The sequence below is a fragment of the Corallococcus sp. AS-1-6 genome, assembly GCF_020037015.1.
Lineage (GTDB): Bacteria > Myxococcota > Myxococcia > Myxococcales > Myxococcaceae > Corallococcus.
Genome location: NZ_JAIQDE010000020.1, coordinates 77592 through 103764 on the forward strand (window position 1 = coordinate 77592; position 26173 = coordinate 103764).

General features: G+C 69.7%; 25 protein-coding genes. 16 read left to right on the forward strand and 9 right to left on the reverse strand.

What is annotated here, in order from left to right; translation table 11 throughout:
* Nucleotides 1-265: 265 nt before the first annotated feature.
* The 3 genes from K8612_RS25335 (at nt 266) to serA (ending at nt 3847) form a co-directional block, all read left to right on the forward strand.
* Nucleotides 266-643 (forward strand): STAS/SEC14 domain-containing protein, encoded by a 378-nt coding sequence (locus tag K8612_RS25335; RefSeq protein ID WP_223738853.1) that lies wholly within the window; start codon nt 266-268, stop codon nt 641-643.
* Nucleotides 644-769: 126 nt separating this feature from the next.
* The gene (locus K8612_RS25340) at nt 770-2437 is read left to right on the forward strand and encodes a trypsin-like peptidase domain-containing protein (RefSeq protein WP_223764178.1); all 1668 of its coding nucleotides are present in this window, start codon (nt 770-772) and stop codon (nt 2435-2437) included.
* 156 nt (nt 2438-2593) lie between these two features.
* The gene (gene serA, locus K8612_RS25345) at nt 2594-3847 is read left to right on the forward strand and encodes a phosphoglycerate dehydrogenase (RefSeq protein ID WP_223764179.1); all 1254 of its coding nucleotides are present in this window, start codon (nt 2594-2596) and stop codon (nt 3845-3847) included.
* Here the strand turns inward: serA and K8612_RS25350 are convergent.
* A complete protein-coding gene (locus tag K8612_RS25350; RefSeq protein WP_223738850.1) occupies nt 3844-5247 on the reverse strand; it encodes an FAD-binding oxidoreductase in 1404 nt (467 codons plus the stop codon). The two genes, serA and K8612_RS25350, sit on opposite strands and share 4 nt — an antisense overlap.
* 167 nt (nt 5248-5414) lie before the next feature.
* Here K8612_RS25350 and K8612_RS25355 point away from each other — a divergent pair, with 167 nt between their 5' ends.
* Both K8612_RS25355 and K8612_RS25360 read left to right on the forward strand, forming a co-directional pair.
* Nucleotides 5415-5759 carry a hypothetical protein gene (locus tag K8612_RS25355; protein ID WP_223764180.1) on the forward strand — a complete coding sequence of 115 codons (345 nt, stop codon included), beginning with the start codon at nt 5415-5417 and terminating at the stop codon, nt 5757-5759.
* Nucleotides 5760-5785: 26 nt separating this feature from the next.
* Nucleotides 5786-7576 carry a hypothetical protein gene (locus K8612_RS25360; protein WP_223764181.1) on the forward strand — a complete coding sequence of 597 codons (1791 nt, stop codon included), beginning with the start codon at nt 5786-5788 and terminating at the stop codon, nt 7574-7576.
* A gap of 5 nt (nt 7577-7581) precedes the next feature.
* Here K8612_RS25360 and K8612_RS25365 read toward each other — a convergent pair whose 3' ends face one another.
* Nucleotides 7582-8442, reverse strand: coding sequence for an alpha/beta fold hydrolase (locus tag K8612_RS25365; RefSeq protein ID WP_223764182.1), 861 nt, complete (start codon nt 8440-8442; stop codon nt 7582-7584).
* 231 nt (nt 8443-8673) lie between these two features.
* On the opposite strand from K8612_RS25365, the gene K8612_RS25370 reads away from it, so the two are divergent.
* The 3 genes from K8612_RS25370 (at nt 8674) to K8612_RS25380 (ending at nt 12872) form a co-directional block, all read left to right on the forward strand.
* On the forward strand, nt 8674-9585 hold the full coding sequence (locus tag K8612_RS25370) for a DUF2381 family protein (protein WP_223764183.1): 912 nt from the start codon (nt 8674-8676) through the stop codon (nt 9583-9585).
* Between the two features lie 10 nt (nt 9586-9595).
* Nucleotides 9596-11404: a serine/threonine-protein kinase gene (locus K8612_RS25375; RefSeq protein ID WP_223764184.1), complete on the forward strand. Its 1809-nt coding sequence runs from the start codon at nt 9596-9598 to the stop codon at nt 11402-11404.
* Between the two features lie 178 nt (nt 11405-11582).
* Nucleotides 11583-12872 carry a serine/threonine-protein kinase gene (locus K8612_RS25380; protein ID WP_223764185.1) on the forward strand — a complete coding sequence of 430 codons (1290 nt, stop codon included), beginning with the start codon at nt 11583-11585 and terminating at the stop codon, nt 12870-12872.
* An 11-nt stretch (nt 12873-12883) separates the two neighbouring features.
* Here the strand turns inward: K8612_RS25380 and K8612_RS25385 are convergent, their stop codons facing one another.
* Both K8612_RS25385 and K8612_RS25390 read right to left on the reverse strand, forming a co-directional pair.
* A complete protein-coding gene (locus tag K8612_RS25385; RefSeq protein WP_223764186.1) occupies nt 12884-13279 on the reverse strand; it encodes a DUF4375 domain-containing protein in 396 nt (131 codons plus the stop codon).
* Between the two features lie 123 nt (nt 13280-13402).
* Nucleotides 13403-13729 (reverse strand): hypothetical protein, encoded by a 327-nt coding sequence (locus K8612_RS25390; RefSeq protein ID WP_223764187.1) that lies wholly within the window; start codon nt 13727-13729, stop codon nt 13403-13405.
* A gap of 334 nt (nt 13730-14063) precedes the next feature.
* On the opposite strand from K8612_RS25390, the gene K8612_RS25395 reads away from it, so the two are divergent.
* Together K8612_RS25395 and K8612_RS25400 are read left to right on the forward strand one after the other, a co-directional pair.
* Nucleotides 14064-14810 carry a SocA family protein gene (locus tag K8612_RS25395; protein WP_223764188.1) on the forward strand — a complete coding sequence of 249 codons (747 nt, stop codon included), beginning with the start codon at nt 14064-14066 and terminating at the stop codon, nt 14808-14810.
* Nucleotides 14811-15049: 239 nt separating this feature from the next.
* Nucleotides 15050-15580 (forward strand): hypothetical protein, encoded by a 531-nt coding sequence (locus K8612_RS25400; RefSeq protein WP_223764189.1) that lies wholly within the window; start codon nt 15050-15052, stop codon nt 15578-15580.
* Nucleotides 15581-15882: 302 nt separating this feature from the next.
* Here the strand turns inward: K8612_RS25400 and K8612_RS25405 are convergent, their stop codons facing one another.
* The 3 genes from K8612_RS25405 to K8612_RS25415 form a co-directional block, all read right to left on the reverse strand.
* Nucleotides 15883-17181: a hypothetical protein gene (locus K8612_RS25405; RefSeq protein ID WP_223764190.1), complete on the reverse strand. Its 1299-nt coding sequence runs from the start codon at nt 17179-17181 to the stop codon at nt 15883-15885.
* 61 nt (nt 17182-17242) lie between these two features.
* A complete protein-coding gene (locus K8612_RS25410) occupies nt 17243-17977 on the reverse strand; it encodes a hypothetical protein (protein ID WP_223764191.1) in 735 nt (244 codons plus the stop codon).
* Nucleotides 17978-17979: 2 nt separating this feature from the next.
* Nucleotides 17980-18621 (reverse strand): carboxypeptidase-like regulatory domain-containing protein, encoded by a 642-nt coding sequence (locus tag K8612_RS25415; RefSeq protein ID WP_223764192.1) that lies wholly within the window; start codon nt 18619-18621, stop codon nt 17980-17982.
* Nucleotides 18622-18983: 362 nt separating this feature from the next.
* On the opposite strand from K8612_RS25415, the gene K8612_RS25420 reads away from it, so the two are divergent.
* From K8612_RS25420 to K8612_RS25430, 3 genes are all read left to right on the forward strand, one after another.
* The gene (locus tag K8612_RS25420; protein WP_223738842.1) at nt 18984-19583 is read left to right on the forward strand and encodes a hypothetical protein; all 600 of its coding nucleotides are present in this window, start codon (nt 18984-18986) and stop codon (nt 19581-19583) included.
* Nucleotides 19584-19601: 18 nt separating this feature from the next.
* Entirely contained in the window at nt 19602-20153 is a 552-nt protein-coding gene (locus K8612_RS25425) for a hypothetical protein (protein WP_223738841.1), read from the forward strand.
* Nucleotides 20154-20245: 92 nt separating this feature from the next.
* The gene (locus tag K8612_RS25430; RefSeq protein WP_223764193.1) at nt 20246-21025 is read left to right on the forward strand and encodes a lytic transglycosylase domain-containing protein; all 780 of its coding nucleotides are present in this window, start codon (nt 20246-20248) and stop codon (nt 21023-21025) included.
* 29 nt (nt 21026-21054) lie between these two features.
* On the opposite strand, the gene K8612_RS25435 is transcribed toward K8612_RS25430, so the two are convergent.
* Nucleotides 21055-21828, reverse strand: coding sequence for a glucosamine-6-phosphate deaminase (locus tag K8612_RS25435; RefSeq protein WP_223764194.1), 774 nt, complete (start codon nt 21826-21828; stop codon nt 21055-21057).
* A 229-nt stretch (nt 21829-22057) separates the two neighbouring features.
* On the opposite strand from K8612_RS25435, the gene K8612_RS25440 reads away from it, so the two are divergent.
* The 3 genes from K8612_RS25440 to K8612_RS25450 all read left to right on the forward strand — a co-directional run bounded on the left by K8612_RS25440 (nt 22058) and on the right by K8612_RS25450 (nt 25455).
* Complete coding sequence (locus K8612_RS25440; protein ID WP_223738838.1) at nt 22058-23095, forward strand: 6-phosphofructokinase; 1038 nt, start codon at nt 22058-22060, stop codon at nt 23093-23095.
* 104 nt (nt 23096-23199) lie between these two features.
* Nucleotides 23200-24834 carry a long-chain fatty acid--CoA ligase gene (locus K8612_RS25445; protein ID WP_223764195.1) on the forward strand — a complete coding sequence of 545 codons (1635 nt, stop codon included), beginning with the start codon at nt 23200-23202 and terminating at the stop codon, nt 24832-24834.
* Nucleotides 24835-24918: 84 nt separating this feature from the next.
* Complete coding sequence (locus tag K8612_RS25450) at nt 24919-25455, forward strand: FHA domain-containing protein (protein ID WP_223738836.1); 537 nt, start codon at nt 24919-24921, stop codon at nt 25453-25455.
* Here K8612_RS25450 and K8612_RS25455 read toward each other — a convergent pair whose 3' ends face one another.
* Nucleotides 25456-26172, reverse strand: a complete 717-nt coding sequence (locus tag K8612_RS25455; protein ID WP_223764196.1) for a double-CXXCG motif protein — start codon at nt 26170-26172, stop codon at nt 25456-25458.
* Nucleotide 26173 lies beyond the last annotated feature (1 nt).

The following is a 26173-nucleotide window of genomic DNA, read 5'->3' on the forward strand; positions in this document are numbered from 1 at the left end:
CGGGGGTCATCCACTTCCCGCGCCCGCGCCTTCCGCCAGGCCCCGCTCCGGCCAGCCGGCCGGGCCCCGCCTGCACCGGCCGGCCCACACCGGCCGCACGTGGCGTCGTGACGCCCCGGGTCCGCCGGACCCTCCAGGCACGGTTCTGCCCGCAAGGCCCGACAATCCCCGCCCCGGTGGAGGGATTGCGGGGGGCGCGGTATCCGGCGACAGACACTGCGGCTAGGATGGCGCGCCCCGCCTGGAAGAGAGCCGCAAGCCGCGCATGAAGATTGAAATCGCCCACCTGCCCCACGACATCATCGAGATCATCTATCCCTCGGAAGTGACGCCGAAGGACGTGACCGAGTACGTCGAGCAACTGAAGAAGGACATCACCGCCCGCGGGGGCGCGGAGTGGTCCGCGCTGGTGGACCAGTCCAGGCTGCGGGTGATGCCGGCCACGGTGGTGGGGGAGATGGCCCGGCTGAACGCCTACGCCCAGCAGCGCGGCATGAAGCGCTCCGCGCGCGTGGTGAGCGACCCCGGCAGCGGCCTGCAGGCGTGGCGCATGACCAAGAACGCCGGCCTCACCATCCCCGCGAAGACCTTCGAGTCCCGCTCCGAGGCCCTGTCCTGGCTCGAAGCCCCCGACGCGGACTGAACGCGGAACCCCTGGCATCCCCTCCCCCCGGTCCTTCCATGCGACCGCACGGGTCCGTCTACGTCTTCCAGTAACACCCCCATTCTTCGCTGTGTCTGTCGCCGTACCCGTCAGGAGTCACCCCGCATGTCCATGTCCGCCCCCGTCCGCCGCGCGAAGCTGCTCGGCACCCTGTTCTGTACCCTCACCGCCCTGGCCTGTGGTCCGGCCCCCGAGTCCGGCGCGCCGGAGCAGCAGCCCGCGCTGAACGAGTCCAGCGCGCCGGTCGTCTACGGCAACGACGACCGCATGGACGTCTACGCGCACCCCAGCGCGGCCCTGCGGGACCTGGCGCGTCAGTCCACCGTGATGCTGACGATCCCGGAGTTCCTCGACATGTCGAACCCCAACGACGTCAAGGTGGATCCGCTGACGCTGGGCGAGTGGGAGGGCCTCTGCACGGACCAGCGCTTCTTCAACGATCCAATCCCGGCCCTCTGCTCCGGCACGCTCATCGACGATGACCTGGTGCTCACCGCCGGCCACTGCGTGGGGCCCGCGACGCCGAACGACGACTTCATCGAGTGCAAGGACGCGCGCTTCGTCTTCAACTTCTACAAGACGGCGGAAGGCCAGCTCCAGACCATCACCAGCCAGGACGTCTTCTCCTGCAAGAGCATCGTCGCGCGGCACCTGAGCACGGGGAGCGAAGCCACCAACGTGGACTACGCCATCATCCGTCTGGACCGCTCGGCGGCGCCGCGCTTCAAGCCCGCCCCGGTGCGTCCGGGCAGCGCCCCCCTGACGGTGGGCCAGAACGTGGCCGTCATCGGCAGCGGCAGCGGCGTCCCGTTCAAGATCGACTCGGGCGGCTCCGTGCGTGAGAACTTCGCCGAGTACATGGACTACTTCGTCGCCAGCACGGACACCTTCGGGGGCAACTCCGGCTCCGGCGTGTACGAGACGGGCACCTATACGGTGGCGGGCATCCTGGTGCGCGGCGACCAGGACTACGTGGAGCGCGCGGGCGCCAACTGCAACGAGGTCAACGTCTGCGCGGAGAATGGCTGCAACGGCGAGGAGGTCACCTACGTGCACCAGGCCATCCAGGGGCTGTGCGCGGCCACCACCAACCTGCGGCTGTGCGGCACCACGCCGCCGAACTTCACCTTCTCCGCGACCAACACCGCCAGCGCCACGCGCAACACCGTCAACGGCACGGTGACGCTCAAGGCTGGCGACAAGCTCACCGTGGGCACCTGCGGCGTCAAGGACGCGGCCCTCACCAGCGGCGACTCCTGGCTGCGCCTGCGCGGCCCGTCCGGCACGGAGGTCGCCTCCAACGACGACGGCTGCGGCAGCGGCTACGGTTCGAAGATCACCTACACCGCCACGGTCGCGGGCACCTATGAGGTCCGCGCCGGCTGCTACCAGGCGGGCGCCTGCGCCGGCACGGTGGCCTGGGAGATTGCCCAGGCCAGCGCGTCCACCCAGGGCTCGTTCACCTTCGACGTGAGCAACACCGCCAACGCCACCACGGGCACGGCGAACAGCGACGTGACCCTCGCCGCCGGCCAGACGCTGACCTTCGGGAGCTGCGGCGTGGCGGGCGCGTCCGGCACGGGTGACACGGTGGTGCGCCTGTTCAACGCCGCCGGCCAGCAGGTGACGTACAACGACGACGCCTCCGGGTGCGGCTCGCTGTCGCGCGCGACCTACACCGCGCCGGCGAGCGCGGGCGGCACGTACCAGATCCGCGTGGGCTGCTTCGGCAACGAGGCGTGCAGCGGCACGGTGGCCTGGACGCGCCAGTAACCTCCCGCGTCCTCGTGTTTCCTCCGGGCCCGTCCCTCTCCCTGTTGGGGAGCGGCGGGCCCGGTGTCTTTTGTCCCCCAGCTCCCCCGCCTCGGAGGGCACCCCTCCCCACCCGAGGCTTGACACCTTGGAGGGCGAGGTCTAACGCAAGGCGCCATGAGCACACCCCGCTTCCCGCCGTCGCCCCGCCGCCCCGTGAACAACGAGGGTCCGCTGCGAGTCCTGCTGCTGGAGAACATCCACGCCTCGGCCCAGGAGATGCTGAAGGCGGAGGGCTTCGAGGTGGAGCGGCTGTCCGCGGCGCTCAAGCCGGAGGACCTGGCGGAGCGGCTCAAGGGCGTGCACCTCTTGGGCATCCGCAGCAAGACGACGGTGCCGGAGGAGTCGCTGAAGTACGCGGACGACCTGCTGGCGATTGGCGCCTTCTGCATCGGCACCAACCAGATTGACCTGCTCGCCTCCAGCGTGCACGGCGTGCCGGTGTTCAACGCGCCGTTCAGCAACACGCGCAGCGTGGCGGAGATGGTGCTGGCGGAGGTGGTGGTGCTGACGCGCCAGCTCTTCGACCGCAGCCGCGAGGTGCACACGGGGCAGTGGCGCAAGGTGGCCACGGGCAGCCACGAGGTGCGCGGCAAGACGCTGGGCATCGTGGGCTACGGGCACATCGGCTCGCAGTTGGGCGTGCTGGCGGAGGCGCTGGGCATGCGCGTCCTCTACTACGACGTGATGACGAAGCTGCCCCTGGGCAACTCGCGGTCGGTGCCCACGCTGAACGCGCTGTTGGCGGAGTCCGACTTCGTGACGCTGCACGTGCCGGCGCTGGCCTCCACGCACCTGATGATGGGCCCGGAGCAGTTGGCCGCCATGAAGCCGGGCGCGTGCCTCATCAACGCCAGCCGCGGCACGGTGGTGGACATCCCGGCGCTGGCGCAGGCCCTGCGCTCCAAGCACCTGGGCGGCGCGGCGGTGGACGTGTACCCGGAGGAGCCGGAGGGCAACTCGGACGGCTTCGTGACGGAGCTGCAGGGGCTGCCCAACGTGGTGCTCACGCCGCACATCGGCGGCTCCACGGAGGAGGCGCAGGCGTCCATTGGCAAGGAGGTGGCCACGTCGCTGCTCAAGTTCGTGAAGGGCGGCGCGACGACGGGCGCGGTGAACTTCCCCAACGTGGAGGCGCCCATCAACCCGGGCACCCACCGCATCATCAACGTGCACCGCAACACGCCGGGCGTGCTGCGTGACATCAACCGCATCGTGTCCGACCTGAACGCCAACATCCACGCGCAGGTGCTGAGCACGGACGCGAACGTGGGCTACCTGGTGATGGACCTGGACCAGGACGTGTCCCGCCAGGTGTGCGAGGCCATCGCCGGGCTGGAGACGGACATCAAGACGCGCATCGTGTCCTAGGCATCCAGGATCTTCCCCGGGTTGAGGATGCCCGCCGGGTCCAGCGCGCGCTTGAGGGTGCGCAGCAATTCCAGCTCACCGGGCGCGCGCGTGTAGTCCAGGTAGTCCTTCTTGAGCAGGCCGATGCCGTGCTCGGCGGAGATGCTGCCGCCGTGCTTGCGCACCAGGTCGAACATGGCGTGGTCGGACTGCTTCGCGTGGGCGAAGAAGTCCGCCTTCTCCACCGCGTCCGGCTTCATCACGTTGACGTGCAGGTTGCCGTCCCCGATGTGGCCGAAGAGGCAGATCTCCCAGCCCGGGTAGCGGCTGGCGAAGACAGCGTCCAGCTCCGCGCAGAACGCCTCCAGGTTCGCCACCGGCAGGGAGATGTCGTTCTTGTGCAGCACGCCCGTGGCGGAGAGGCTCTCGCTGATGGACTCGCGCAGCGACCACAGCTCCTGCGCCTGCGCGGCGCCTTGCGCCTGGGTGCCGTCCGTGACGAGCCCGCGCTCGAACAGCGAGCCGAGCCACGCCTCCACCGCCGCCGGGTCGCCGCCCTCGGACTCCAGCAGGACGTAGCAGCCGCTGGGGGCCTCGAAGGGCGAGCGCAGCTTGCGGTGGCGCTGCACGCGGGCCAGGCACTTGTCGGTGAAGAACTCGTAGGCGGACAGCACCAGCGGGGCCTGGCGCGCGTCGCGGAACAGCCGCAGCACGGCGGCCACGTCCGGCACCGCGAAGAGGAAGACGTCCTGCTTGCCGGGCAGGCGCGTCAGCTTGAGCGTGGCCTCCGTGATGACGCCCAGCGTGCCCTCGCTGCCGATGAAGAGCTGGCGCAGGTCCACGCCGGTGTTGTTCTTCTCCAGCGCGCCGTTGAGCTCCAGCACCTGCCCCTGCGCCGTCACCACCTGGAGCCCCAGCACCCACTGCCGCGTGAGGCCGTAGCGGATGACCTTCACGCCGCCCGCGTTGGTGGCGATGTTGCCGCCCACCGTGCTGCTGCCCTTGGACGCGAAGTCCACCGGCCAGGTGAGCCCGTGCGGCGCACAGTGCTGGTGCACGGCTTCCGTCACCGCGCCGGCCTGCACGCGCACCGTGTTGCCCAACAGGTCCACGGGCTCCATGCGCGTCATCCGCTGGAGCGACAGCACCACCTCGCCGTGCATGGCCACCGCCCCGCCCGCCAGGCCCGTGCGCCCGCCCGAGGGCACGACGGCCACGCGGTGCTGGTGGCACAGCGCCACGAAGCGGGCCACCTCGTCCGTGGTGCGCGGGAAGACCACCGCACCCGGAGCAGGGGCGTACACGCGCGTCCAGTCGCGGCCGTACTCCTGGAGCTCCGCGGGCTCCCGGGTGAGGAAGCCGGCGGGGAAGGACTCGGCGATGGCGCGGAGGAAGTCGGCGGGCAGCGCGGCGGTGGACATGGCTCCAGGCGTATTGCAGCCCCCGGGGCGTGACAAGCCCGGCGGCGGCCTGGCGCACAGCTCCGGACGCATGCCGGGCTGGCAAAGAGCCAAGGAATCCGGGGCTCCCCGTATAGGACTCCGACGCCGCGCCCCCGTCGCGGCCCTGCCCTTCCAAGGAACACCCCATGTCGTCGCTCCGCGCACTCGCCCTGCTGGCCACCCTGTCCCTCGTCCCGAGCACCGCCGGGGCCGCCGAACCGGAGGAGCCCGTTCAGGGCGTGGCCTACGTCTTCGCGACGGTGGATGCCTACGCCGTGGGCATCAGCACGTTCGATGTCACCGGCACCCTGGTGGGTGAGAGCGCCCCGCGCACCTTCCGCTTCTGGGCCATTGGCGACGCGTCCGTGGAGGCGGCGCGGTGTGACCGGCTGGCGCTGCTCGCCATGACCCGGCCCGGGCGCTTCCTGTTCACGTGGGCGTGGCCGAACAACTACAGCAGCTACGTGACCTGCACGCTGACCCGTCAGTAGCCCGGGCCTCTTCCATGGACACGCGGGTGCGAATGATGCGGGCGTGGGTGTGGCTCGCCCTGGGACTCCAGTTGGGCTGCGGTGGCGGCGTGGGCGCCCGGGACCTGGACGGCGACGGTCATCCGGCGGAGCTGGACTGCGATGACGCGAACCCCACCCGGTGGCGGTCCGTCACGGGCTACGTGGACACGGACGGCGACGGCCATGGCGAGCCGGGCCAGCGCATCACCTGCGTGGGCGACACGATGAGCGGCTGGGCCCGGGAAGCCGACGACTGCGCTCCCGGGGACCCCACCCGCTGGCGCTCCGTGCAGGGCCTGTACCCGGACGCGGACGGAGACGGGGCCACGGGCCCGGGGCCGGTGACGGTCTGCGTGGGGGCCACGGTCGTGGGCTACCAGGAGCAGCCGGGGCCACCGGACTGCGATGACGGGGACCCGTCGGTGGTGTCCCTGACGGAGGCGTGGCCGGACACGGACGGGGACGGCGTGGGCGCGGGGAGGCCCATCCTGTGGTGCCCGAGCCGGGGGCTCCCGCCGCCCAGGGGCTCCGCGCTCACCTCCAACGACTGCGCCCCCGAGGACGCGGGCCGCTGGCGGATGCTCGCCTTCACGCACGTGGACATGGACAGGGACGGCTTCACCGTGGAGGCGCAGGGCGAGCAGTGTTCGGGAGAGCAGTTGCCCTCCGGCTACACCACCGTGTCCGGCCCGGTGGACTGCGACGACTCCAACGCGAACCGGACGGCCCTCGTCGAACGCTGGCTGGACCCGGACGGGGATACGTACGGGACCGGGGAGCCGGTGCTCCGCTGCCTGGGCCCGGGGGAGTCCCCGCCAGGAGAGACCTTCCGGGGCGGCGACTGCAACGGCTGGGACAGCACTCGCTGGCAGCTCCTGCCCTACGCATCCTGGGACCCGGATGGCGACCGCCGCCTGACGCCCGGGACGGGCGAGGTGTGCAGCGGCTTCTGGTTGCCCACGGGCTACTCCTCGGAGGTCCGCGACGACGACTGCGAAGAGGGGAACCCCGCGCGGTTCGACCTCTGGACCGTCCACGTGGACGCGGATGGGGACGGCGTGGGCGCGGGCGAGGCGGCCTCCGTCTGTGGCGGAGCGAGCGTGCCCGAGGGCTACTCCGAGGACGCCTCCGACTGCGCGCCCCAGGACGCCGCATTGTGGCGTCTGCGGGCCTATACCCACCTGGACGCGGATGGTGACGGGTACACCGTGTGGAAGACAGGGATGGTGTGCTCGGGCAAGAGCCTGCCCGCCGGGTATACCGACCAGATGGGGTGGGGCCCGGACTGCGACGACACGAACGCCGCCGCGTTCCACACCGTGAAGGCCTACGCGGACACGGACGGGGACGGCGTGGGCGCGGGACCGGTGACGGAGCTCTGCACCGACGGTCAGGTTCCCGCCACCTGGTCCGAGAAGGGCACGGACTGCGACGCGCAGGACGCGACGCGGTGGCGGAACCTGTCGGCCGCCCACGTGGACCGCGACGGGGACGGCTTCACCGCGCCCATCCCCGCCCAGCTCATCTGCACGGGGATGTCACTGCCCCCGCCCTACCGCCTCCAGGCCGTGGGCAATGACTGCGACGACGCGGACGTGGCCCGCCACCGGTGGGCCTACCGCTACCGCGACCAGGACGGCGACGGCGTCGGAGCCACGCCCCGGGAGATGATGTGCCTCGGGCCGTCGGCGGTCGCCGGCTGGTCGCGGTACGGGGACGACGCGGACGACCAGGACGCCGCCGTCCAGACGGATGAGGCCATGGAGGACGAACTGAGCCTCATCCTGGACCTGTAGGGCCGCTATTCCTTGAGGAAGGCCAGGAGTGCTTCGTTGATGACGTCCTTGTTGACGGAGCACATGCCGTGGCTGAAGCCGGGGAAGACCTGGAGCTTCGCGCCCTTCACGAGCGTGGCGGTGAGGCGCGCCGCGCCGTCGATGGGGACGATCTGATCGTCCTCGCCGTGCATCACCAGCGTGGGCACGTCGATGCGGGCCAGGTCCGCGCGGAAGTCCGTCTCGGAGAAGGCCTTCACGCAGTCGTACTCGGCCTTGAGGCTCCCCATCACGGCCTGGAGGCGGAAGCTCTCGCGCAGGCCTTCCGACACCTTCGCGCCGGGCCGGTTGAAGCCGTAGAACGCTAGGCTCAGCTCCTTGAAGAAGCTGGAGCGGTCCCCGCGCACCCCCGCGCGGATGTCGTCGAAGACCTTCATGGGCAGGCCGTTGGGGTGCCAGTCCGTCTTGAGCATGATGGGCGGCACCGCGCTGATGAGCACCGCCTTCGCCACGCGCGCGGTGCCGTGACGCCCGATGTAGCGCGTCACCTCGCCGCCGCCCGTGGAGTGGCCCACGTGGACGGCCTTGCGCAGCCCCAGCGCGGAGGTCAGCTCCGCCAGGTCATCCGCATACGTGTCCATGTCGTGGCCCGCCCAGGGCTGGGAGGACCGCCCGTGCCCCCGGCGGTCATGCGCGAGGGTGCGGAAGCCGCGCTCGGACAGGAACAGCATCTGGTCCTCGAAGGCGTCGGCCGTGAGCGGCCAGCCGTGCGAGAAGACGACGGGCTGCCCGCCCCTGGGGCCCCAGTCCTTGAAGTAGAGCCGCGTGCCATCGCGCGTGGTGAGGAAGTCACCGGAAATCCGCCCCGTCTGCGTGTCGTTGGTCATGTGTCCGCCCTTCGCCGTGGGAAACCACCGTCCACGACGGTGCGCATCGCCCCGAAGGCCGGGCATTGCCCCCGGGATCAGTGCCGAACCTGAAGCTCCCGGAGTCCGCCAGCGGATGGCCTCTCAGGGGCTCGTACCCATACAACCTGTCACGAGGGAAGGAGAGGAGGAGACCTGGGACCACGTGTCACCTGCTACGGTCGTTGACGTCTCCCCGGAGGTCGTCCGCCAGTGCCTCTCATCAACCGTCACCTCGCCGTGGTGTCACTGCTGCTGCTGGGCGCGAGCGCCCCGGCCCAGGAGCCCCCGCGAGTTCGCGAACTGACGCGGCGGCGGGTGACGCTCGCCCGGTCCACGGCCGGCACGCCAGTGGAGCTGCACATCGCGCCCGACTACCTCACTACGTTGGAGTTCGACTCCCCGGTGGAGCGCACCGGGGTGAGGCTGGGAGATGGCGAAGGCCGCTTCGCGCTGTTCGAGGTGGGCACGCGGCTGGTGACGCTCAAGCCCGCGGGCGACCTGCGCCCCGGCGAGCGCGTGCTGCTGACCGTGCCCTTCGCGGATGACCGGGTCCCCGCCGGGGCCGTGTTCACGCTCGTCATGCACGACTCCGAGGTGGACGTGCAGGTCCAGGTGACGCGCCTGCCGCGCACGGCCGAGGCCGTGCAGGCCGAACTGGACGAGGTGCGCGCCGCGTGCGCGAGCAAGGAGGCGGAGCTGGAAGCGCTCCGGGCGCGCGGCACCGTGGAGGGGCCGGTCGGCATGCTCCTCTCCGGCCTGCTGGACTTCACGGGGGTCGCGATAATGGAGGCCAAGTCGACGCTCCAGAGCGGCGACGGGCTGTACGCATCCACCTCCGTCTTCTCCTACCAGGGGCATGGCTGGGCGGCCCTGTCGGTAGAGGTGAAGAACACCGGCTCCGTCCCCTGGGCACCGGCGAAGGCGAGGCTCTCACTGGCGAACGGCGGACGGGCCCGCGTCCTGCCGGCGCGGATGAAGGGAGCCCGGATTGAACCGGGCGCGACAGCCCTGGTGGTGGTGGAGGTCGAGGGAATGGACAGACCCCAAGGCGCCACCCTTCAATTGGAATTGCGAGACACCGTGGGCGCCCGCCGTCTTTTCTTCCCCTCCCTGGTGTTCTAGAAGCGCGCACATGGCCATCGCGACGATTCCCGCGCACCTGGAGTCCGGCCAGCGGGTGGATGGCTTTCGCGTGGTGCGTCCGCTGGGCTCGGGCAGCTATGGCGCGGTCCTCCTCGTGGAGAAGGGAGGACAGCGCTTCGCGATGAAGTTCTCCACGCACCGCGCAGGCAGCGGGGATGAGCAACGGGCGGACGCGCGGCTGATGCGCGAGGCCGTGTGCCTTCTCCACCTGCAAGGCCATCCCAACATCGTGCGTTGCTGGGCCCACAGCCGCTGGCCCGACGTCCAACACGGCTGGAGCTACATCCTCCTGGACTACGTGGAGGGCTACACGCTGGGAGAGTGGCTGGAGAAGACCCACCCCACGGCGCACGAAGTGATGCGGGTCTTCGTCAAGCTCGCCTCGGCCCTGGCCCACGCGCACGCCCGCGGCGTCTTCCACCGGGACGTGAAGCTGAGCAACATCGTCGTGCGCGCCTCCGACGGAGAGCCCTTCCTCCTGGACTTCGGCGTCAGCAGCTACCTGCTCGCGCCGGAGTTGACGGACACGCCCCTGCCGCCTGGCACCCGGCGCTACCGCTCGCCTGAAGCCGCCCGCTTCCTGAAACGCCATGGCGACGAGCGCGGGGCCCGCTATGACTTCAAGGCCACCGACGACATCTACGCCCTGGGGCTCTGCCTCTATGACCTGCTGACGATTCCCAGGCCGGTGAGCGACCCGCCCGCGCTCTACGTGGGAGGCCGGTGGACGCCGCCCGCGCCGCAGACGCTCAACCCGCGCGTGCCCGAAGCCCTGGGCCGGGCGGCCCTCCACTTCATCGCCCCTGACCCCGAGCAGCGTGCGGCCTCCGCCGAAGTGATGCGACGCGAGTTGGCGGAGCTGCTGACGGAGACCGGGGACTCCTGGAGGACGGAGCCGGTGCACGTGGCCATGACACCGCTCCAGCCCGTTCCCGCGCCAGCCCCCGTGGAGGGCCAGGCCTCCGGGCGCCACTGGAAACGGTGGGGGATGGGAGCCGCCGCGGCGCTCCTGCTCATGGTCTTCTGGGTGGGTGCCATGAAAGGCCGCTCCCCCGGCGGCCCCGCGCCTGGGACGCCTCAGCGGCTGCCCCCTCCCTCCACGATGGATACGCGCCTCGGCGCCCGAGCGCCTCCGCCGCCAGCCGCACCGTCCTCTGGAGTAGCGTCCCCCACCTCTGCCCCCGTCCCGAACGAAAGTCCTCCCGTGAAGCGCGCCCCCCACCCCATGACGCCTCCCCCCGACGCCAACGCCAGGAAGCCGAAGCCCCAGGCCTCCCGACCCATCTGGCCTCCGTCGGGCTGGACGGGCTTCCTCAAGACGTGCGCGGGCGCATCGGCCGCGGCAGCCCTCCAGTTGGGCTGCCCGGGTGCCCAATTGCGGCCCGACGCGGGCGAGTGCCCCGCCAAGGCCGTGGACGCCATGTTCAACCGCGAGCGCGAGGACGGGTTGCGCTTCAGGCCCAACGAACACTTCACCCTCTGGGTGGACAGGCGGCGGGCCGGTGAATACCGGTCGAGCGTCTACTCCGATGGGCCCGTGACGGGCGAGGTCTACCGCAGCACCGCCAAGACCGTCCCCGAAGGCACGCTCCTGTCAGGCTACCTGTGGACCCGCGGCGACGTCTTCGTCGCGCGGTACACGGAAGTGCACCTGCCCGATGGCCGGACCCTGCCCGTCTGCATCGAGATTGGCGATACCCGCCATCAAGGCTTCTTCGAGCCTGAGCCCGGCTCCAAGCCAGGCGCGGTGGTCATGCAGAACACGCTCAGCGCCCACCCCGTCCCGCGCTGGCACTGACGTCGTCAGCCAACGTCAAACGTCGTTACAACCAAGCCCTCTCAATCCACACCCGCGGTGAACGCGTTTCTGGAGCGATTGGACCCGCCGCGTCGTTCCCAGTGACGGAAGCGGGCATTACCTTGCACATCCCTCCGCGGGAATCCCTCTCGCGCGGGGTGCAAGGAATTGCCCCTCCATGTCCCGACCTTCAGACCTCCCGTCCACCCAGGGCGTGGTCCTCTTCACGCAAGGGGACACCACCTACGAGTTCTACCGGGACCTGGGCATGGGCCGCGTGGGCGAGCGCGTGCTGCTCGCCCAGGTGCGCACGCCCCGCGGGCTGGGCCCCAGCGTGGTGCTCAAGTGCCTTCCCCGGCCTGACACGGCGCAAGAGGCCGAGCGGTTCCAGCGCGCCCGCGCCCGGCTGGAAGAGGAGGTGCGGCTGGCGGCGTACCTCCAGCATCCGCGCATCGCCCGCGTCCATGGGCTGGTGGAGCTGACGCATGGGCTGTGCGTGGTGACGGAGCACCTGGAAGGGCTGACGCTCAACACGCTGCTGTCCGTGGCCCAGGCGCGTGGGCGTTACTTCTCCGAGTCCTTCCTCCTCCACGTGGGGGCGGAGGTCGCGGCGGCACTGGAGCACGCGCACACCCGCACGGATGAGGCGGGCGCGCCGCTGGGCATCGTCCACCGCGACGTCAACCCGGGCCGCGTCCGCCTGGGGCCACGCGGAGAGGTGCGGCTGACGGACTTCGGCATCGCGCTCTCCCGCCTGACGGGGCGCGTGGCGACGTCCTTCCCGCGAGCCCAGGGGGAGGTCCTCTACGCGGCGCCGGAGTCCTTGCTGGGTGAAGCCGTGGACGCGCGGACCGACCTCTTCTCCCTGGGGCTGATGCTGCTGGAGTTCGCCACCGGCCGGCACCTCTACGACCCGGGGCACCTGCTCGCGGAGGAGCTGGAGGCACGGCTGTCGAAGGAGGAGCAGGAGAAGGTGCTCGCCGCTTCGGTGGCGTCGCTGGGACTGGACCTGCCACCGTTCGCGGAGGATGCGCTCCGGTGCGCCATGGCCTTCCGCTCCGAAGACGTGGAGCGCGCGGCGGAGGGGCTGTCCGTGCCGCTCCGGGACATCCTCCACACGCTGCTGCGCCACGCCCCGAGCGAGCGCTTCGCCACCGCCGCCGAGTTGGAGCGCGTCATGCGCGCGCGGCAGGCGCGGTTGCCGCCCTATTCGGGTGAGGACGCGGTGAAGGAGGTCCAGCAAGCCCTCGCGGAGGCGGACACCCTTCTCTGGGACATCGAAGTGCCGGATGACGAGGGAGGCATCTCCGTCCCATTCCCGGCCGCACCCTCTCAAGACGAGATTCCCACCGGGCCCGCGACACACCGGGGCCCACGAAGCCCCGTCGCGAAGCGCCCTCCAGACGAAGTGACAACGGCTCCCGGCGGTAGGGAGCCCCACCCGGGGAGACGGCAGTCCACGCTCTGAAGCCCCGACGCTCAGTCCCGGAAGAACTCGGAGGGATGCGCATCGACATAGCGCAGGAAGCAGGCCTCAAGCTTCTCCTCACCCTGGAGCTGCTCGCTCAGTGGACCGAGATGCGCGTCGATCCACGCTCGTGACTTCATGTCGAGGATGCGCCGACGCGCCTCGAGCGTCCCGGAAGGGTGGGCTCCAAAGAGCGCGTCGAGCCCCTCTCGCACCCGTGCGGCATGTCCGGCGGCGCCAAGCTCCTCGAAGCTCCGCAGCACGAACTCCACCGAGGAAGGAGCGAAGTTGTAGAGAGCCTGATCCAGTCCACCGTTCCCGATGTCCCGGATGAAGAAGGTCGTGAGGGCGAGCACCTGTTGGCCATGCGTTCCTGCGACGGCGTCGTGCCCCCAGGCCGGCTCCATGAGCCGCCACAGCCGCTCCCCTACCGCAAGCCCTTCGACACTCGCACGCGACAGCCGCGTATCCGTCCCAGACACCAATGAAGCCTCCCGTTCACGGCCCAGGCCGTACGGGCTCCTCACATATCAGGCGTCCGCGAGAGCTTCGACAGACGGCCCGGACAACAGGTGCCCGAGCGGCAGGGTGTCTTGTTCCACTGACCGCCGGAGCCGCCGCGACGAGGGGCTGGCGAGGTCCGCGGCGTGGATGCCCACGGCCAACTCATCGCCGTTCAGGGCCCGGCCAATGCCCACACGCTGACCCGAGCCCGGCAGCACGCAGGTGTACGTCAGCACGCCATGGTTCGCGGCCACGCCCGAGCGCAGCGCTGCGGACGGCACCAGTGGCAGCGCCGCGCTGCCGGCCTTGAACTGCCCGCTGCCCAGGCCATTTAGAGAGAACAGTCCACCCACGCCCAATCGTTCTTGAAATGACCCAATCGTATCAGTACCGGTTCCACGTGATTCCGCCCTCCTTCTACGAGGGAGATGACCATCAGAAATCATCCGCTCAAAGGGGCAGGTCGTCATCAGCAGGGAACAGGTTCCGCCATTGTGAAACAGTCAGGGGCAGGCATGTAGCCACCCTGTGTGCGACAACCTGCGCCTTGGGCGCGAATCATCTTCGACCCAGTGACGCAACCTTCACCCTCCTCGTTCCGATAACCAAGGGCAGGGTCCCTCGGTTGCCCTCCGGGCACACGGGCATTGCACGATTGTCAGTGCCGCATGCTAAGACTCGTTTTCCATGGCTGGCGACATACCTGGAAGTCGGCTTCCAGAACTGGTGCAGCTCATCTGTTCCTGGGCTGCGGTTCGCGGAGAGGAACTCACCAAGCTTCGGCTCGTGAAATTCCTCTACCTAGCCGACCTCTACCACGCGCGAAAAACAGGAGGACGCACCCTTACAGGGTGGCCGTGGAAGTTTGTCAGCTTCGGGCCTTATTGTGCCGAGTCGTTGCAGGCGGTCGATCAAGCACATGCACGAGGACTGATTTTCCGCCGGGGGTACGAGTCGAAGTACACGAACGACGAGCAGTTCCTTTACGGAGGGAAAGTCGTTCAAAGCGAGCTGCCAGTCGAGGGCTTGCTCGACTCCTTCTCTACGTACACGACGGTGATGTTGAAGCAGGCCGTGAAGAAATGGGGAGACGATACTGCAGGACTTCTCACCCATGTGTACTTCGAAACGGAACCCATGGAGGACATCGAACCCTCCAATTTTCTGGACTTCCGGAAGGCAGTCCCTCCTCCAAAGGTTGAACGGGTGCCCGCCGTGAACCTTTCTGCCCCCAAGAAGAAGAAAGCCCTTGAGTTGATTGCCTCGCTGACAAAGCGCTCAAGGAGTGATGCGCAAGCCACCCCACTCGACACGGGACCACACGACGAAGCATTTCTGCAGGCAGTCAGTATCGAGGATGTTAGCGACGGTCTGCCGGAGTTTTCTGGAGTCGTCGTTTTCGGCGATCTACGGCAACCCAATGGGGACGCTTGAGCACCATGGGTCTGTCCAATCTTATTGTCCCATTCTATAGGGCTCTCGATCCGGCCCAGGCAGGGAAAACCCCTATTCTGGGGCAACTTGCGTGGGTTCCTGCTCCCGCGCCTCTTCCGATACCGCAAATTCTAGAAGTCGCACGTAATGACCCTCGAGGGCATACGTCAGCCTCCTCGACCATCCGTAATGTTACGACGAATGATTTCAAACGTCGCGGGGGCCTACCCGTATACAAGTTGAATCTGGCCGATCACGAAGAACTGATGGTTCAAAAGGCAAAGCGCCGCCTTGCCATCGTAGTGGCTCTGTTTGGAACGACGTTCCCAGATGTCGATCCGGTCGTGAAGCTCGGAGGGAAAAAGCATCTGCAAGAGCGAAATATCCTCGTTGCCCCGCTCTCTGGCGTTCAAACAGCCGATCACCCAAATGGGTTTCCTGAAGTAATGAAGCATCGCATTGACGCTCTGATGTACAGCCAGTTCTTCTATTGCCCTTCAAACAATAGCCCTGAGGTACTGGCTTCTGTTGCCCGGCTTGATCGCCTGTTCCCAGTAGTGCCAGTAGCACCCGCTGCGTACACACCACTGCCCCTCGTGCTGGCAGACGACGCACTCAGCATTCTTATGGCATTGCTACGCGTGCGGTTTGGCTCCAAGCAGGAACCTGAAATCAACGAACTGCGAGAACTCTTGGCTGAAACAGTCCCTACTCAGTTCGCCCCGCCTGTCCCTGCACAAGCCGTTGCCAGTCCGCTACCAGGAAAGTAGCGCAGCGTTCACGCCTCTTTGCACTGCCTTCAGCGCTGCAGCACTCTTGAAATATTCTTGGCCGCCCGTCAACCAACGAAGCAGGTTAAAGGCACAAGCGAAATGAACGAGGCAGAGGAGCTTCTCGGCCTTGTTCTCGTGGCAGGTGATGAGTCGGAGAAAGCTCATGAGCCAAGAAAAAAGCCACTCCACATGCCATCTGCGACGGTAACTCCCTGGGGGCCGCCCATGCCGTGCTTTGTTTTTTGCATGAAGGCGCTGCACGGTGACGCGTAGGTCGAACTGAGCGAGAACGCCCGGAGCTACTGCGGCCAGTCGCGCAGGAGCCGTTCAGCGGCGTCCTGCTGGTCCCAGTTCACGCGGCCGGTCAGCGTCAGCCCCCGGTGCTCGACGCGGATTCGCCGCCACACCGGGGAGCCCGGCACGTAGCGCGCATCCGCGCGGGCCCACGCCACGCCGCCGGTGGCCTCCACCATGCGCGTCACGCAGGCGTCGAACTCCGCCTCCGGAAGCCAGCGCAGCGCGTCCAGCACCAGGTCGGAGTCGAAGCCGCGCAGCGTGGACGGATGACCGGTGACGGCGCGGAGGGACTGGGCGCCCCGTCCCTCCGGGATGAAGGAGAGGCCCTGGGGTCCCAGCACACAGAAGCCCTTGCGCTTGCCGAGCCTCGCGGGGAACACCGCCACGGTGTCCAGGCGCACGCCCGCCCGGGCCGCGCCGCGCAGGGGAGGCTGACGGTGCAGTTCGATGAGCAGGGCCAGCTCGGGCGCCTCCCAGAGGGAGCGCGCGCGCCACCGGCGGTCACCGACCACGCACACATCCCAGGCCCGCTCCACCCGGACGCCGCCCTCCGCGATGGTTCCCAGCCGCACCTCCTGGGTCTCCCCGAGGAGCGGCTTCCACAGCAGCCGCTCGCTGGTCAGCCGCGTATGCCCCGAGCGCAGCAGGTCCCAGGCCGCGGGGGCCATGGCGATCGCCATGAACAGGAACCCGGCCAGCTTCTTCAGCTCGGGAGGCGCCAGGAGGACGACCGCGAACGCCGCGCACAGGCTGACGGCGAGGCGCCAGCCGTAGTGCGCGGGCAGCTCCGAGCGCAGCCGTCTTGCTTTGTCCCACCGCTGGAACCGCTGCGCGAAGGCCTCGTGGACGAGCACCTCGCCGGGCTTCAGCTCCCAGCGCACCACCTGGCGCACCAGCGCATCCAGCCGCGTCAGCGCCTGTTCCAGCGGGATGTCCTCCGGAGCCACCGTCAGGACATCCAACCTGCGCCGGGCCAGCCGCGTCAGCCGCTCCCGCCGCGCCGACAGCTCCCGGGCCGCCTTCAATACAGGCATGTCGTCCGGCCAGGCCTCCTGCACCGCGCGGCGCTGGACGCGCTCCAGCGCCTCCTCCACCGCCTGCGCTTCAGCCACGAGCGCGGGCACCAGCTCCGGACGCCGCGCCAGCGCCCGCCGCCACCGCCGGCCGGACAGCGCCTGCTCCAGCTCCAGGTGCGGACGCCGCGCCGCCGCGAGGACCTCCGCGCGGCCCTCCAACTGACGCTCGACGTCGGCCGCCGTGAGGCCTGGCGGGACAGCGCTGGGACGTGACCGCTCGGACATCGCGCGCGACAGCATAGCCCCGCGCGCACCTACCTGGCGGATGCGCGCCAGCCCCACGTCGCTACTCCACCGTCGGCTCCAGCTCCAATCGCTCACACTGACGCAGCATCTCCTCCGCGTCGGCGGGTTCGTCGGGCGAGGAGGAACCCGCCTCCGACCAGGGCACGGATGGCTGGTCCGGCGTGCCCAGCGACTCCTTCAGGAGCGCGATGAGGTCCCTGGCGGGGTCCCTGGGAAACGACGTCACCGCCTGCAACGGCCGAGGCGCGACGGGCGGGGCGTCCGGCGGCTCCTCGCACGGGAGCGCCGCGGCCTGGAGCAGCAGCGCGGGCGACGGTGGCTGGGCCACCACCGCCACGGGCTCCGCGGGCAGCAGGTCATCCGGGTCGAAACCGAAGGGCACCCGGGGCACCATCCGGAGCGTCACGGGCTCGCGCTCCACGTCCGGCGCTTCTCCCTCCTTCGGGATGCACCGCAGCGTGTTCAAGCGGGGCGTGGGCGCTTCCGGGAGCATCGGCGTGGACACCATGTCCGCGTGCTCCGGCGTCAGGAATTCCTCTCCCCCGCGAGGCCACAGGGGCACCGGCAGCAGCACCACCGCGGGCTCGCGCAGGGGCAACGAGCGGACCCGCGCGCCTCCCAGCTCCACCGCCGCCTTCGCCACCGCGGCGGCATGCTCCGCGAGCACCCGCTCCGCCCAGGCCTTCACCCACCGCGCCAGGGACACCACCCAGGCGAGGTGCCGCCGCGCGCGGGGCCGCGCCACCACCGCCTCGGCTGGCGGACCCGCGAGCATCGTCACTCCTCCTTCACCGGCATCCGGATGATCACCGGCGAGGTCCCCGTGGCCAGCCCCTCCGACTCCACCGACAACAGCTCCCCTTCCGCGCGCACCTCCAGCCGGCCCAGCGACCCGCCCTGCGGCAGGTGCGCGAAGTGGAAGTGCCCCTGCGCGTCCGTGCGCGTGCTCAACTGCAACGAGGGCAGCGCCACCCACGCGTCCGGGATGGGGACGTCACCCGGCCCCACCACCCGCCCCAGCAGGGGGGCCGGCGCACAGCCCCCTTCCACCAATGACAGACATCGCACCTCCGCCAGGGGTTGCTCCTTGCGCACCTGCACCCGCAGGCGGAACGCCGGACGCGGCACCGAACGCAGACCCGCCCACAGCGCCGCGGGCACCGGGCTCAGGTCCACCTCCAATTCCTTGTCGCCCATGGCCGCGAAGACCAGGTCTCCCAACAGCCGGTGCGCGCGCTCGGGCGTCTCCGCGCCCACCGTCACCAGATAGCAGACGGTGAACTGCAGCGCGCCCCGCTTCCCCGCCCGGGTCAGCGGCGCCGGCCCCAGCTCCAGGAGGTAAAGACAGACACCCCGGTCCAGGGCCTCACGGTCGGGCACGCCCAAGTGCACCGGCGCATCCGTGGCAATGCGTCCCACCCACGCTTTCATGCGCAGATCGACTTCGTCGATCATCCTTGGCCCCCCGGTTCCCGGCCCTGAATGCCACGTCACCGTTTCCTTTCATCATACGCTCGCATCCGGTGGTTTGGATGCACATCGCCCACGGGAGTGAAGGGGACGTCCTTGATTTGACAGGCATTGCGCGCATTTCCCGAGTCCTGGATGACCACCCAGCGTGTCGGGAACCGGGCAGTCCCTCCACCGCGGGTCGCGGCATCCCGGAAAGCCCGTACGGGTTTCGCGTGAGGCCCTTCATTTCCCGCTCGCCTTCCGCGAAGAATGACCGCTGGGCCGGCATTCACCGTGGAACTTTCGTCATGACGATGGACTCTTCTTCCTTGAGACGACGACACCCCTCCCTCCGCTCCTCCGGCATCGCCCTGGGGTGCATGGCCGTGTTGGGCAGCGCCACTCCGGCGCTCGCCCAGGACGACGCGCCCCACAAGGTGGGCCTGCTGCTGGACGCGGGCGCTCCGCACGGCATCGGCGTGTCCGCGGTGGTGCGCCCCACGAACTGGCTGCGGCTGCAGGCGGGCCCCACCACGAACACGCTCAGCATCGGCGTGCGCGGCGGCCTGAGCATCCTGCCCATGGACACCTTCATCGCGCCGTCCCTCAACGCGGAGGTCGGGCACTACTTCGGCTCGGAGTACAGCGAGGTGCTGGACTGGCTGGGCCGTGAGCCGAGCGCCACGTCGGAGGCCATCCGCGACGTCACCTACAACTACGTGACGGGCAGCGTGGGCCTGGAGGTGGGCACGCGGAGCCGCTTCAACTTCTTCCTCAACGTGGGCCTGAGCTACGTGGCGATGACCGTGCCGGACCCCACGCCGCTCATCCAGGACGCCTCCGGCGACGACAGCGTCACGTCCGGACCGCTGCACCTGCGCGCCACCATCCCTTCGGTGAAGCTGGGCTTCATCGTCTACTTCTTCTGAGCCAGGAGCCCATCCACCATGCGAACGAAAACCTTCCGCACCCTCCTGCTCGCTGGCGCCGTGGCCCTGTTGGGCACGGGCTGTGATTCGCTCTTCACCGTCGAGGTGGAGGCCGAGCGCATCTGCAAGAACGAGAACGACCTGTCCTTCCCCGCCTCCCCGCCCCTCGCCGGCTCCGTGGAGCAGTCCTTCACCATCCCGCTGGGTGACTTCGCCAGCGCGCTGCCCGCGGACGCCGACGTGGAGACGGAGCTGCGGCTGAAGCTCTTCGACGCCACCGCCAGCACGGACATCAGCGGCATCGAGCGCGCCAGCCTCTCCGTGCGCAAGCCGGGCTCCGCGGAGTACGTGCTGCTGGGCGAGTTCCGGCGCACCGGCGCCGGGAGCGCCACGAACAAGCTCCAGCTCACCAGCAGCGGCGCGGTGGACGTGCTGGACCTGGCCAAGCAGGAGGAGCTGGAGTTCCTCTTCCAGGCCACGGGGACGCCCCCCACGCAGTCGTGGACCGCGGACGTCGAGGTCTGCGTGGGCGCCAAGGCGCGCGCCAACTACTTCGGCCTGCTGTTCTGAAGCCTCCACTCCCGCCCCGGCCAGAGGACGCGGCCGGGGCGGCGGGTGGCCGGAAGCTGGACGGGGACGCGCGGCGCCCTTAAGTGGGGAGGGTGGGACGCAAGCGGGCCGTGGGCGGCATCGAGATTCCGGGATGGGCGTGGCTGGTGCCGTGCGCGCTGGTGCCCGTGGTGCTGCTCAACCTGGGCGTGGCGTGGCTGGGCGGAACGCAGGTGTCGCCCCTGTCCTTCTCCTTCCTCCAGACGAAGGCGCGCGCGCTGGGGGCCTACGTGGCGCACCGGCCCGAGTGCGTGCTGGACGGCCACCCGCCGCTGGAGCCGCTCATCGAGGACACGGAGCGCCGCCACGGGATTCCGCCGGGGCTCCTGAAGGCGCTCATCCAGGTGGAGTCGGAGACGCGGGTGCACCGCATCTCGCCCGCGGGGGCCATGGGGCCCGGGCAGCTCATGCCGGACACGGCGGCGCTGATGCGGGTGGAGGACCCCTTCGACCCGGCGCCGTCCGTCGACGCGAGCGGGCGCTACCTGGCCGAGCAACTGCGCAGGTTCCGCGACGTGCGGCTGGCGGTGGCCGCGTACAACGCGGGCCCGGGGTCGGTGAACGGGCGCGTGCCGCACAACGGAGAGACGGAGTTCTACGTGGCCAAGGTGCTCGCGGCCTATGAGCACACCCGCCCGAAGGCGCCGGTCGTGGCGAAGCGCCCGGCCGGCTCCGCGGCTCCGGCCAAGGCCCCCGTCGCGCGGAAGGCCCGTCCGCCGGATGCGCCCTCGAAGCCGTCCACCGCGCCGAAGGCGAAGGCCCCCGTGAAGCCCGCGACCCGCCCGGCCGCGGGCAGCAAGCCTCCCGCGAAGCTCGCCTCCGCGACGCGCTAGGGACGAGCGCCGGGGTGGGCCCCGCCGCGTCAGCTCCCGCCGTCGCGGGTCCGGGCCGCTTCCAGCTTGCGCCCGTGCAGGCCGCTGGCCGCGCCCGTGTCCAGCCACAGCTCCACGTCGCGGTGGAGCTGGAGGAACGACGCGGGGCACCGGGGCGTGAGCGGGCCGTGCACCATCGCCGTCACCGCCGCGGCCTTGTTCACGCCGAACGCGAGCACCACCACCTTGCGCGCCTGGAGCACCGCCGCCATGCCCAGCGTCAGCGCCGCCATGGGCACCTTCGACGGGTCATCCCCGAACGCCATCACGTGGGACAGCCGCGTCTCCCGCGACAGGCGCGCGCGGTGGCTCGTGGCCGTCAGCACCTCGCCGGGTTCGTTGAACGCGATGTGCCCGTTGGGCCCCACGCCCAGCAGCAGCAGGTCCAGCCCCCCGGCCGCCGCGAGCGCCGCGTCATAGCGCGCGCACTCCGCCTCCGCGTCCGGCGCGCACCCGTCGAAGAAGTGGATCCGCTCCGTTGACAGATTCACATGCCGGAACAGGTGCCGGTCCATGTACGCGCGGAAGCTGCCCGGGTCCTCGGGCGGCAGGCCCAGGAACTCGTCCACGTTGAACGTCGTGGCCCGCGACAGGTCCAGCGCCCCCCGGGCCGCCAGCGCCGCCAGGCTCCGGTACACGTTGAGCGGCGAGCGCCCCGTGACGAGCCCCAGCACCAGCTCCGGCGTGTGGCGCACCGCCTCGGCGATGCGGGCCGCGCAGGGGGTGGCCGCCTCCTGCTCCGACTGGAACACCCGTAGGTCCATGGGCCGGCCAGCATATGCCGGCCTCCCCGCCCGGATCGCCGGCCCCCCAGCCGCCCGGTGCGTGGCGCCGCGCGGCAAGGCCACCCGCTTCCGGGAATGACACGTGAACACGGCCGGCGATTGACAAGCCCGGTCCCCCGCACGCCCGGGGACCGGGGAAGGTTTCCCACGGGCATTGCGCGCAATCCGTCCTCACGCGCGGAGGCCGGGTCGGGCTAGAACCGGACCCATGAAAGTCGCCGTGCTCACCGGCGGGGGTGATTGCCCCGGCCTCAATGCGGTCATCCGCGCCATCGTCCGCCGTGCCAGCGAGCACGGCTTCGAGATGATGGGCCTGCGGGATGGATGGAAGGGCCTGCTGGATGACAACCACTTCCGCCTCACGCGGGAGACCACCTCCGGCATCCTCCACCGGGGTGGCACCATCCTGGGCACCTCGCGCGTCAACCCGTTCAAGGTGGAGAACGGCCTGGAGCGCGTGAAGCGCGCCATTGAACGCAACGGCATCCACGCGGTCATCGCCATTGGCGGCGAGGGCACCCTGTCCGCCGCCACGCGCATGTCCCAGGAGGGCCTGCGCATCGTCGGCGTGCCGAAGACCATCGACAACGACCTCAACGGCACGGACTTCACCTTCGGCTTCGACACCGCGGTCGCCATCGCGACGGAGGCCGTGGACCGGCTGCACTCCACCGCGGAGTCGCACAAGCGCGTCATCGTCTGCGAGGTGATGGGCCGGCACGTCGGGTGGATCGCCACCTACGCGGGCATCGCGGGCGGCGCGGACGTCATCCTGGTCCCGGAGATCCCCGCGGACCTGGAGGCCGTGGCGCAGCACCTCCAGCGCCGGCACGCGGGCGGGCGCACCTTCTCCATCGTGGTGGTGGCGGAGGGCACGCGCATCAAGATGTCCGCGGAGCAGACCGAGCAGCTCGTCACGACGGGCGCCCTGGACGAAGCGGGCCGTCCGCGCCTGGGCGGCGTGGGCAACATCGTCGCGGCGGAGATTGAACGGCGCACCGGCTTCGAGACGCGCGTCTCCGTGCTGGGCCACATCCAGCGCGGCGGCGCCCCCACGGCGCACGACCGCGTGCTCGCCACCCGGTTCGGCGTGCATGCGTGCGACATGGTGGCCCGGGGCGAGTTCGGCAAGATGGCCGCCCTGCGCGGCAACGAAATCGTCAGCGAGCACCTGGCGGAGGCCACCCGCGAGCTCAAGCGCGTGCCCCGGGAGTTCTTCGAGGTCGCGCAGGTTTTCTTCGGCTGACATTGACGTGATGCGCCATGCCTGCCCCCACCAGGAGTGGAGGGCATGGCGCCGTGCATCCGGTAGCATCTGGCCCTTCCCCCTCTCCCGAAGGGATGGTGTCGATGCTCCCCGGTCGCATGATGGACTTCCCGCTCACCCTGACGCACTTCCTGGAGCGGGCGCGCTCCTATTACGCCGCGCAGGAAATCGTCAGCCGCAAGCCGGACAAGTCCCTGCACCGCTACACGTACGCGGACTTCCACCAGCGCGTCTGCCAGTTGGCGAACGCGCTCACGCGGCTGGGGGTGAAGCCCGGGGACCGCGTGGCGTCGCTGAGCTGGAACCACCACCAGCACCTGGAGGTGTACTTCGGCGTGCCGGCGATGGGCGCGGTGATGCACACGCTCAACCTGCGGCTGCACCCCAACGACCTGGGCTACATCGCGCGCCACGCGGAGGACACGGTCATCGTGGTGGACCGCTCGCTCTTGCCGCTGGTGGAGAAGTTCGAGAAGGCCGCCGGGAGCCTCAAGCACGTCATCGTCATCCCGGATGACGGGCCGGTGCCGGAGGGGCGGCTGGACTACGAGAAGCTGCTCGCGGCGGAGTCGCGCACGTTCGAGTTCCCGCGCCTGGATGAGAACAGCGCGGCGATGCTCTGCTACACGTCCGGCACGACGGGCAACCCGAAGGGCGTGCTCTTCAGCCACCGCTCCATCGTGCTGCACACGCTGGTGTGCTGCATGCCGGAGGTGCTGGGGCTGAGGGAGTCCGACACGGTGCTGGCGGTGGTGCCCATGTTCCACGCGGCGGCGTGGGGCCTGCCGTTCGACGCGTTGCTCACGGGCGCGAAGCAGGTGCTGCCGGGGCCGCACCTGGACCCCCAGTCGCTGCTGGAGCTGATGCAGAACGAGAAGGTCACGGTGGCGGGCGGCGTGCCCACCATCTGGCTGGGCATCCTGGCGCAGTTGGACCGCGAGCCGGGCAAGTGGGACCTGGGCCGGATGCGGCACATGGTGATTGGCGGCTCCGCGGCGCCGCCGGCCCTGATTGACGGGTTCCGCAAGCGCCACGGGCAGAACGTGCTGCACGCGTGGGGCATGACGGAGATGAACCCGGTGGGCACGCTCGCGCGGCTCAAGGGGGACCTGCACACGGCGTCGCCGGAGACGCAGTTGGAGGCGTACGCGTCGCAGGGCTACTCCGTGCCGTTCGTGGAGACGCGCCACGTGAGCGACACGGGGGAGGTGCTTCCCTGGGACGGCAAGGCCATGGGCGAGCTGGAGGTGCGCGGGCCCATGGTGGCGGCGTCGTACTACGGGGACGAGGGCCAGGATCGGTTCACGAAGGACGGGTGGTTCAAGACGGGCGACGTGGTGACCATCGACCCGGCGGGCTACCTGCACATCACCGACCGCAGCAAGGACGTCATCAAGTCCGGCGGCGAGTGGATCAGCTCCGTGGCGCTGGAGAACGCGCTGATGGCACACCCGTCCGTGCTGGAGGCGGCGGTGTTCGCGGGGCGGCACCCCAAGTGGGACGAGCGCCCGCTGGCGGCGGTGGTGTTCAAGCCGGGGCAGCAGGCGACGAAGGCGGAGCTGACGGCGCACCTGGAGAAGCAGTTCGCGAAGTGGTGGCTGCCGGATGACATCCTCTTCGTGACGCAGATTCCGCGCACGTCGACGGGGAAGTTCCTGAAGATGAAGCTGCGGGAGGACTACGGCGACCACCTGATGAAGGCGCCGGTCGCGTCCTGAAGTGGCTGGAAGGACCGCCGGGCATCTGACACTGGGAGTCCGTGGCTCGCGCACGAGCGGGGCTGGGGGTAACGTGACGGCGTGATGCCTTCCGTCCAACAGCTCCGCCCGTTCGCCTACGCGCCCGTCCAGGCGTTCCTGCAAGCCTCCGGACCGGTGGTGCTGATCCAGCAGCCGCCGGAGCCGGTGTTCCAGCAGGTGGCGCTGCGGCTGGCGGAGGCGCGCACGGTGGGGATGGCGCACCGCTCCCGGCTGGTGGACCGGCTGCTGGTGATGCTCCAGGCGTTCGATTCGCTGGAGGTCCACTTCCTGGGGCCGGAGCGGGACGGGCAGGAGCTGCGGGTGGGGCGGACGGAGGGGTGCGCATTGATGGTGCATGACCCGTCCGTGTCGAAGCAGCACGCGGTGCTGCGCTGGCACTCGGCGCAGGGGACGTGTTCGGTGCAGGACCTGAAGTCCATGAACGGCACCTGGCTGAACGCGGCGGAGCTGGGCGAGGGCGAGGAGCGGATGCTCGCGGACGGGGACGCGCTGGCCTTCGGGGACGCGCAGTTCCTGTACCTGAGAGCGGAGACGCTGCACTCGCACCTGCGGCTCGCGAGCCCGGGCGGAGGGATGTGACTACTCGGCGGGCAGTTCGCGGTAGTGCACGTCGCTGGGACCCAGCCGCTGCACGGTTTCGACGAAGCGCTCGCTGACGACGCGCGGGCTGGCCCCTTGGATGCCGAAGACGTCGAGCCCTTCTGGGATGGAGGAGCGCAGCAGCCAGCGTTTCGGCGGCAGGCGGAACGACTCGGGCCTGCCGCAGACGTCACATGCGGGCGTCTTGAATTCGCCGATGCAGTCAGGGTGCAGCTTCGCCAGGGGCCGCGCCTCCACTTCATAGAGCGCGGGCATGGTGCTCCGGCGGGACCGGAGTTCCATTCGGACCGCGATGATGCCCTGCAGCCCTTCGGCCTTGAGCAGTTCGACCGCGTCCTCCCGGAGGACCAGCTCCCACGGTGGATAGCAAGTGACCGGGCCGAACCGGCCTTGAGCGGTTCCGACCATGGGCCCGAACGAAACACCTGCACGGACGGGGAGTTCAGGAGGAACGAAGGGACGCACCAGAGCAACCAGCCTGTTGTACTCCTCCAAGGATGTGGGGCCCTTGGGGTTGGCCAGGACCGGATCATCCACTGCCGACAGGTCCACGGTCGGGTACGCACCCTTCCCTGACCAGACGCCTTCCCGAGGACAGTCAACCCCAGCCAGGCGCCACCGATGGCTCGCCCGGTACTGCCCGCTCCACTGTCCTGGCTCATCGAATTCAAAGCACTCCACCGTGAAGTAGCGCATG

What these genes read in the sequence shown, in the direction of transcription:
- K8612_RS25425 (WP_223738841.1), top strand. Translation starts at nt 19,602, where the DNA reads ATGCGAACGAAAACCTTCCGCACCCTCCTGCTCGCTGGCGCCGTGGCC.
- serA (WP_223764179.1), top strand. Translation starts at nt 2,594, where the DNA reads ATGAGCACACCCCGCTTCCCGCCGTCGCCCCGCCGCCCCGTGAACAAC.
- K8612_RS25435 (WP_223764194.1), bottom strand. Translation starts at nt 21,828, where the DNA reads ATGGACCTACGGGTGTTCCAGTCGGAGCAGGAGGCGGCCACCCCCTGC.
- K8612_RS25375 (WP_223764184.1), top strand. Translation starts at nt 9,596, where the DNA reads ATGGCCATCGCGACGATTCCCGCGCACCTGGAGTCCGGCCAGCGGGTG.
- K8612_RS25350 (WP_223738850.1), bottom strand. Translation starts at nt 5,247, where the DNA reads ATGTCCACCGCCGCGCTGCCCGCCGACTTCCTCCGCGCCATCGCCGAG.
- K8612_RS25445 (WP_223764195.1), top strand. Translation starts at nt 23,200, where the DNA reads ATGCTCCCCGGTCGCATGATGGACTTCCCGCTCACCCTGACGCACTTC.
- K8612_RS25365 (WP_223764182.1), bottom strand. Translation starts at nt 8,442, where the DNA reads ATGACCAACGACACGCAGACGGGGCGGATTTCCGGTGACTTCCTCACC.
- K8612_RS25380 (WP_223764185.1), top strand. Translation starts at nt 11,583, where the DNA reads ATGTCCCGACCTTCAGACCTCCCGTCCACCCAGGGCGTGGTCCTCTTC.
- K8612_RS25340 (WP_223764178.1), top strand. Translation starts at nt 770, where the DNA reads ATGTCCATGTCCGCCCCCGTCCGCCGCGCGAAGCTGCTCGGCACCCTG.
- K8612_RS25385 (WP_223764186.1), bottom strand. Translation starts at nt 13,279, where the DNA reads ATGGAGCCGGCCTGGGGGCACGACGCCGTCGCAGGAACGCATGGCCAA.
- K8612_RS25405 (WP_223764190.1), bottom strand. Translation starts at nt 17,181, where the DNA reads ATGTCCGAGCGGTCACGTCCCAGCGCTGTCCCGCCAGGCCTCACGGCG.
- K8612_RS25410 (WP_223764191.1), bottom strand. Translation starts at nt 17,977, where the DNA reads ATGCTCGCGGGTCCGCCAGCCGAGGCGGTGGTGGCGCGGCCCCGCGCG.
- K8612_RS25450 (WP_223738836.1), top strand. Translation starts at nt 24,919, where the DNA reads ATGCCTTCCGTCCAACAGCTCCGCCCGTTCGCCTACGCGCCCGTCCAG.
- K8612_RS25355 (WP_223764180.1), top strand. Translation starts at nt 5,415, where the DNA reads ATGTCGTCGCTCCGCGCACTCGCCCTGCTGGCCACCCTGTCCCTCGTC.
- K8612_RS25335 (WP_223738853.1), top strand. Translation starts at nt 266, where the DNA reads ATGAAGATTGAAATCGCCCACCTGCCCCACGACATCATCGAGATCATC.
- K8612_RS25440 (WP_223738838.1), top strand. Translation starts at nt 22,058, where the DNA reads ATGAAAGTCGCCGTGCTCACCGGCGGGGGTGATTGCCCCGGCCTCAAT.
- K8612_RS25395 (WP_223764188.1), top strand. Translation starts at nt 14,064, where the DNA reads ATGGCTGGCGACATACCTGGAAGTCGGCTTCCAGAACTGGTGCAGCTC.
- K8612_RS25455 (WP_223764196.1), bottom strand. Translation starts at nt 26,172, where the DNA reads ATGCGCTACTTCACGGTGGAGTGCTTTGAATTCGATGAGCCAGGACAG.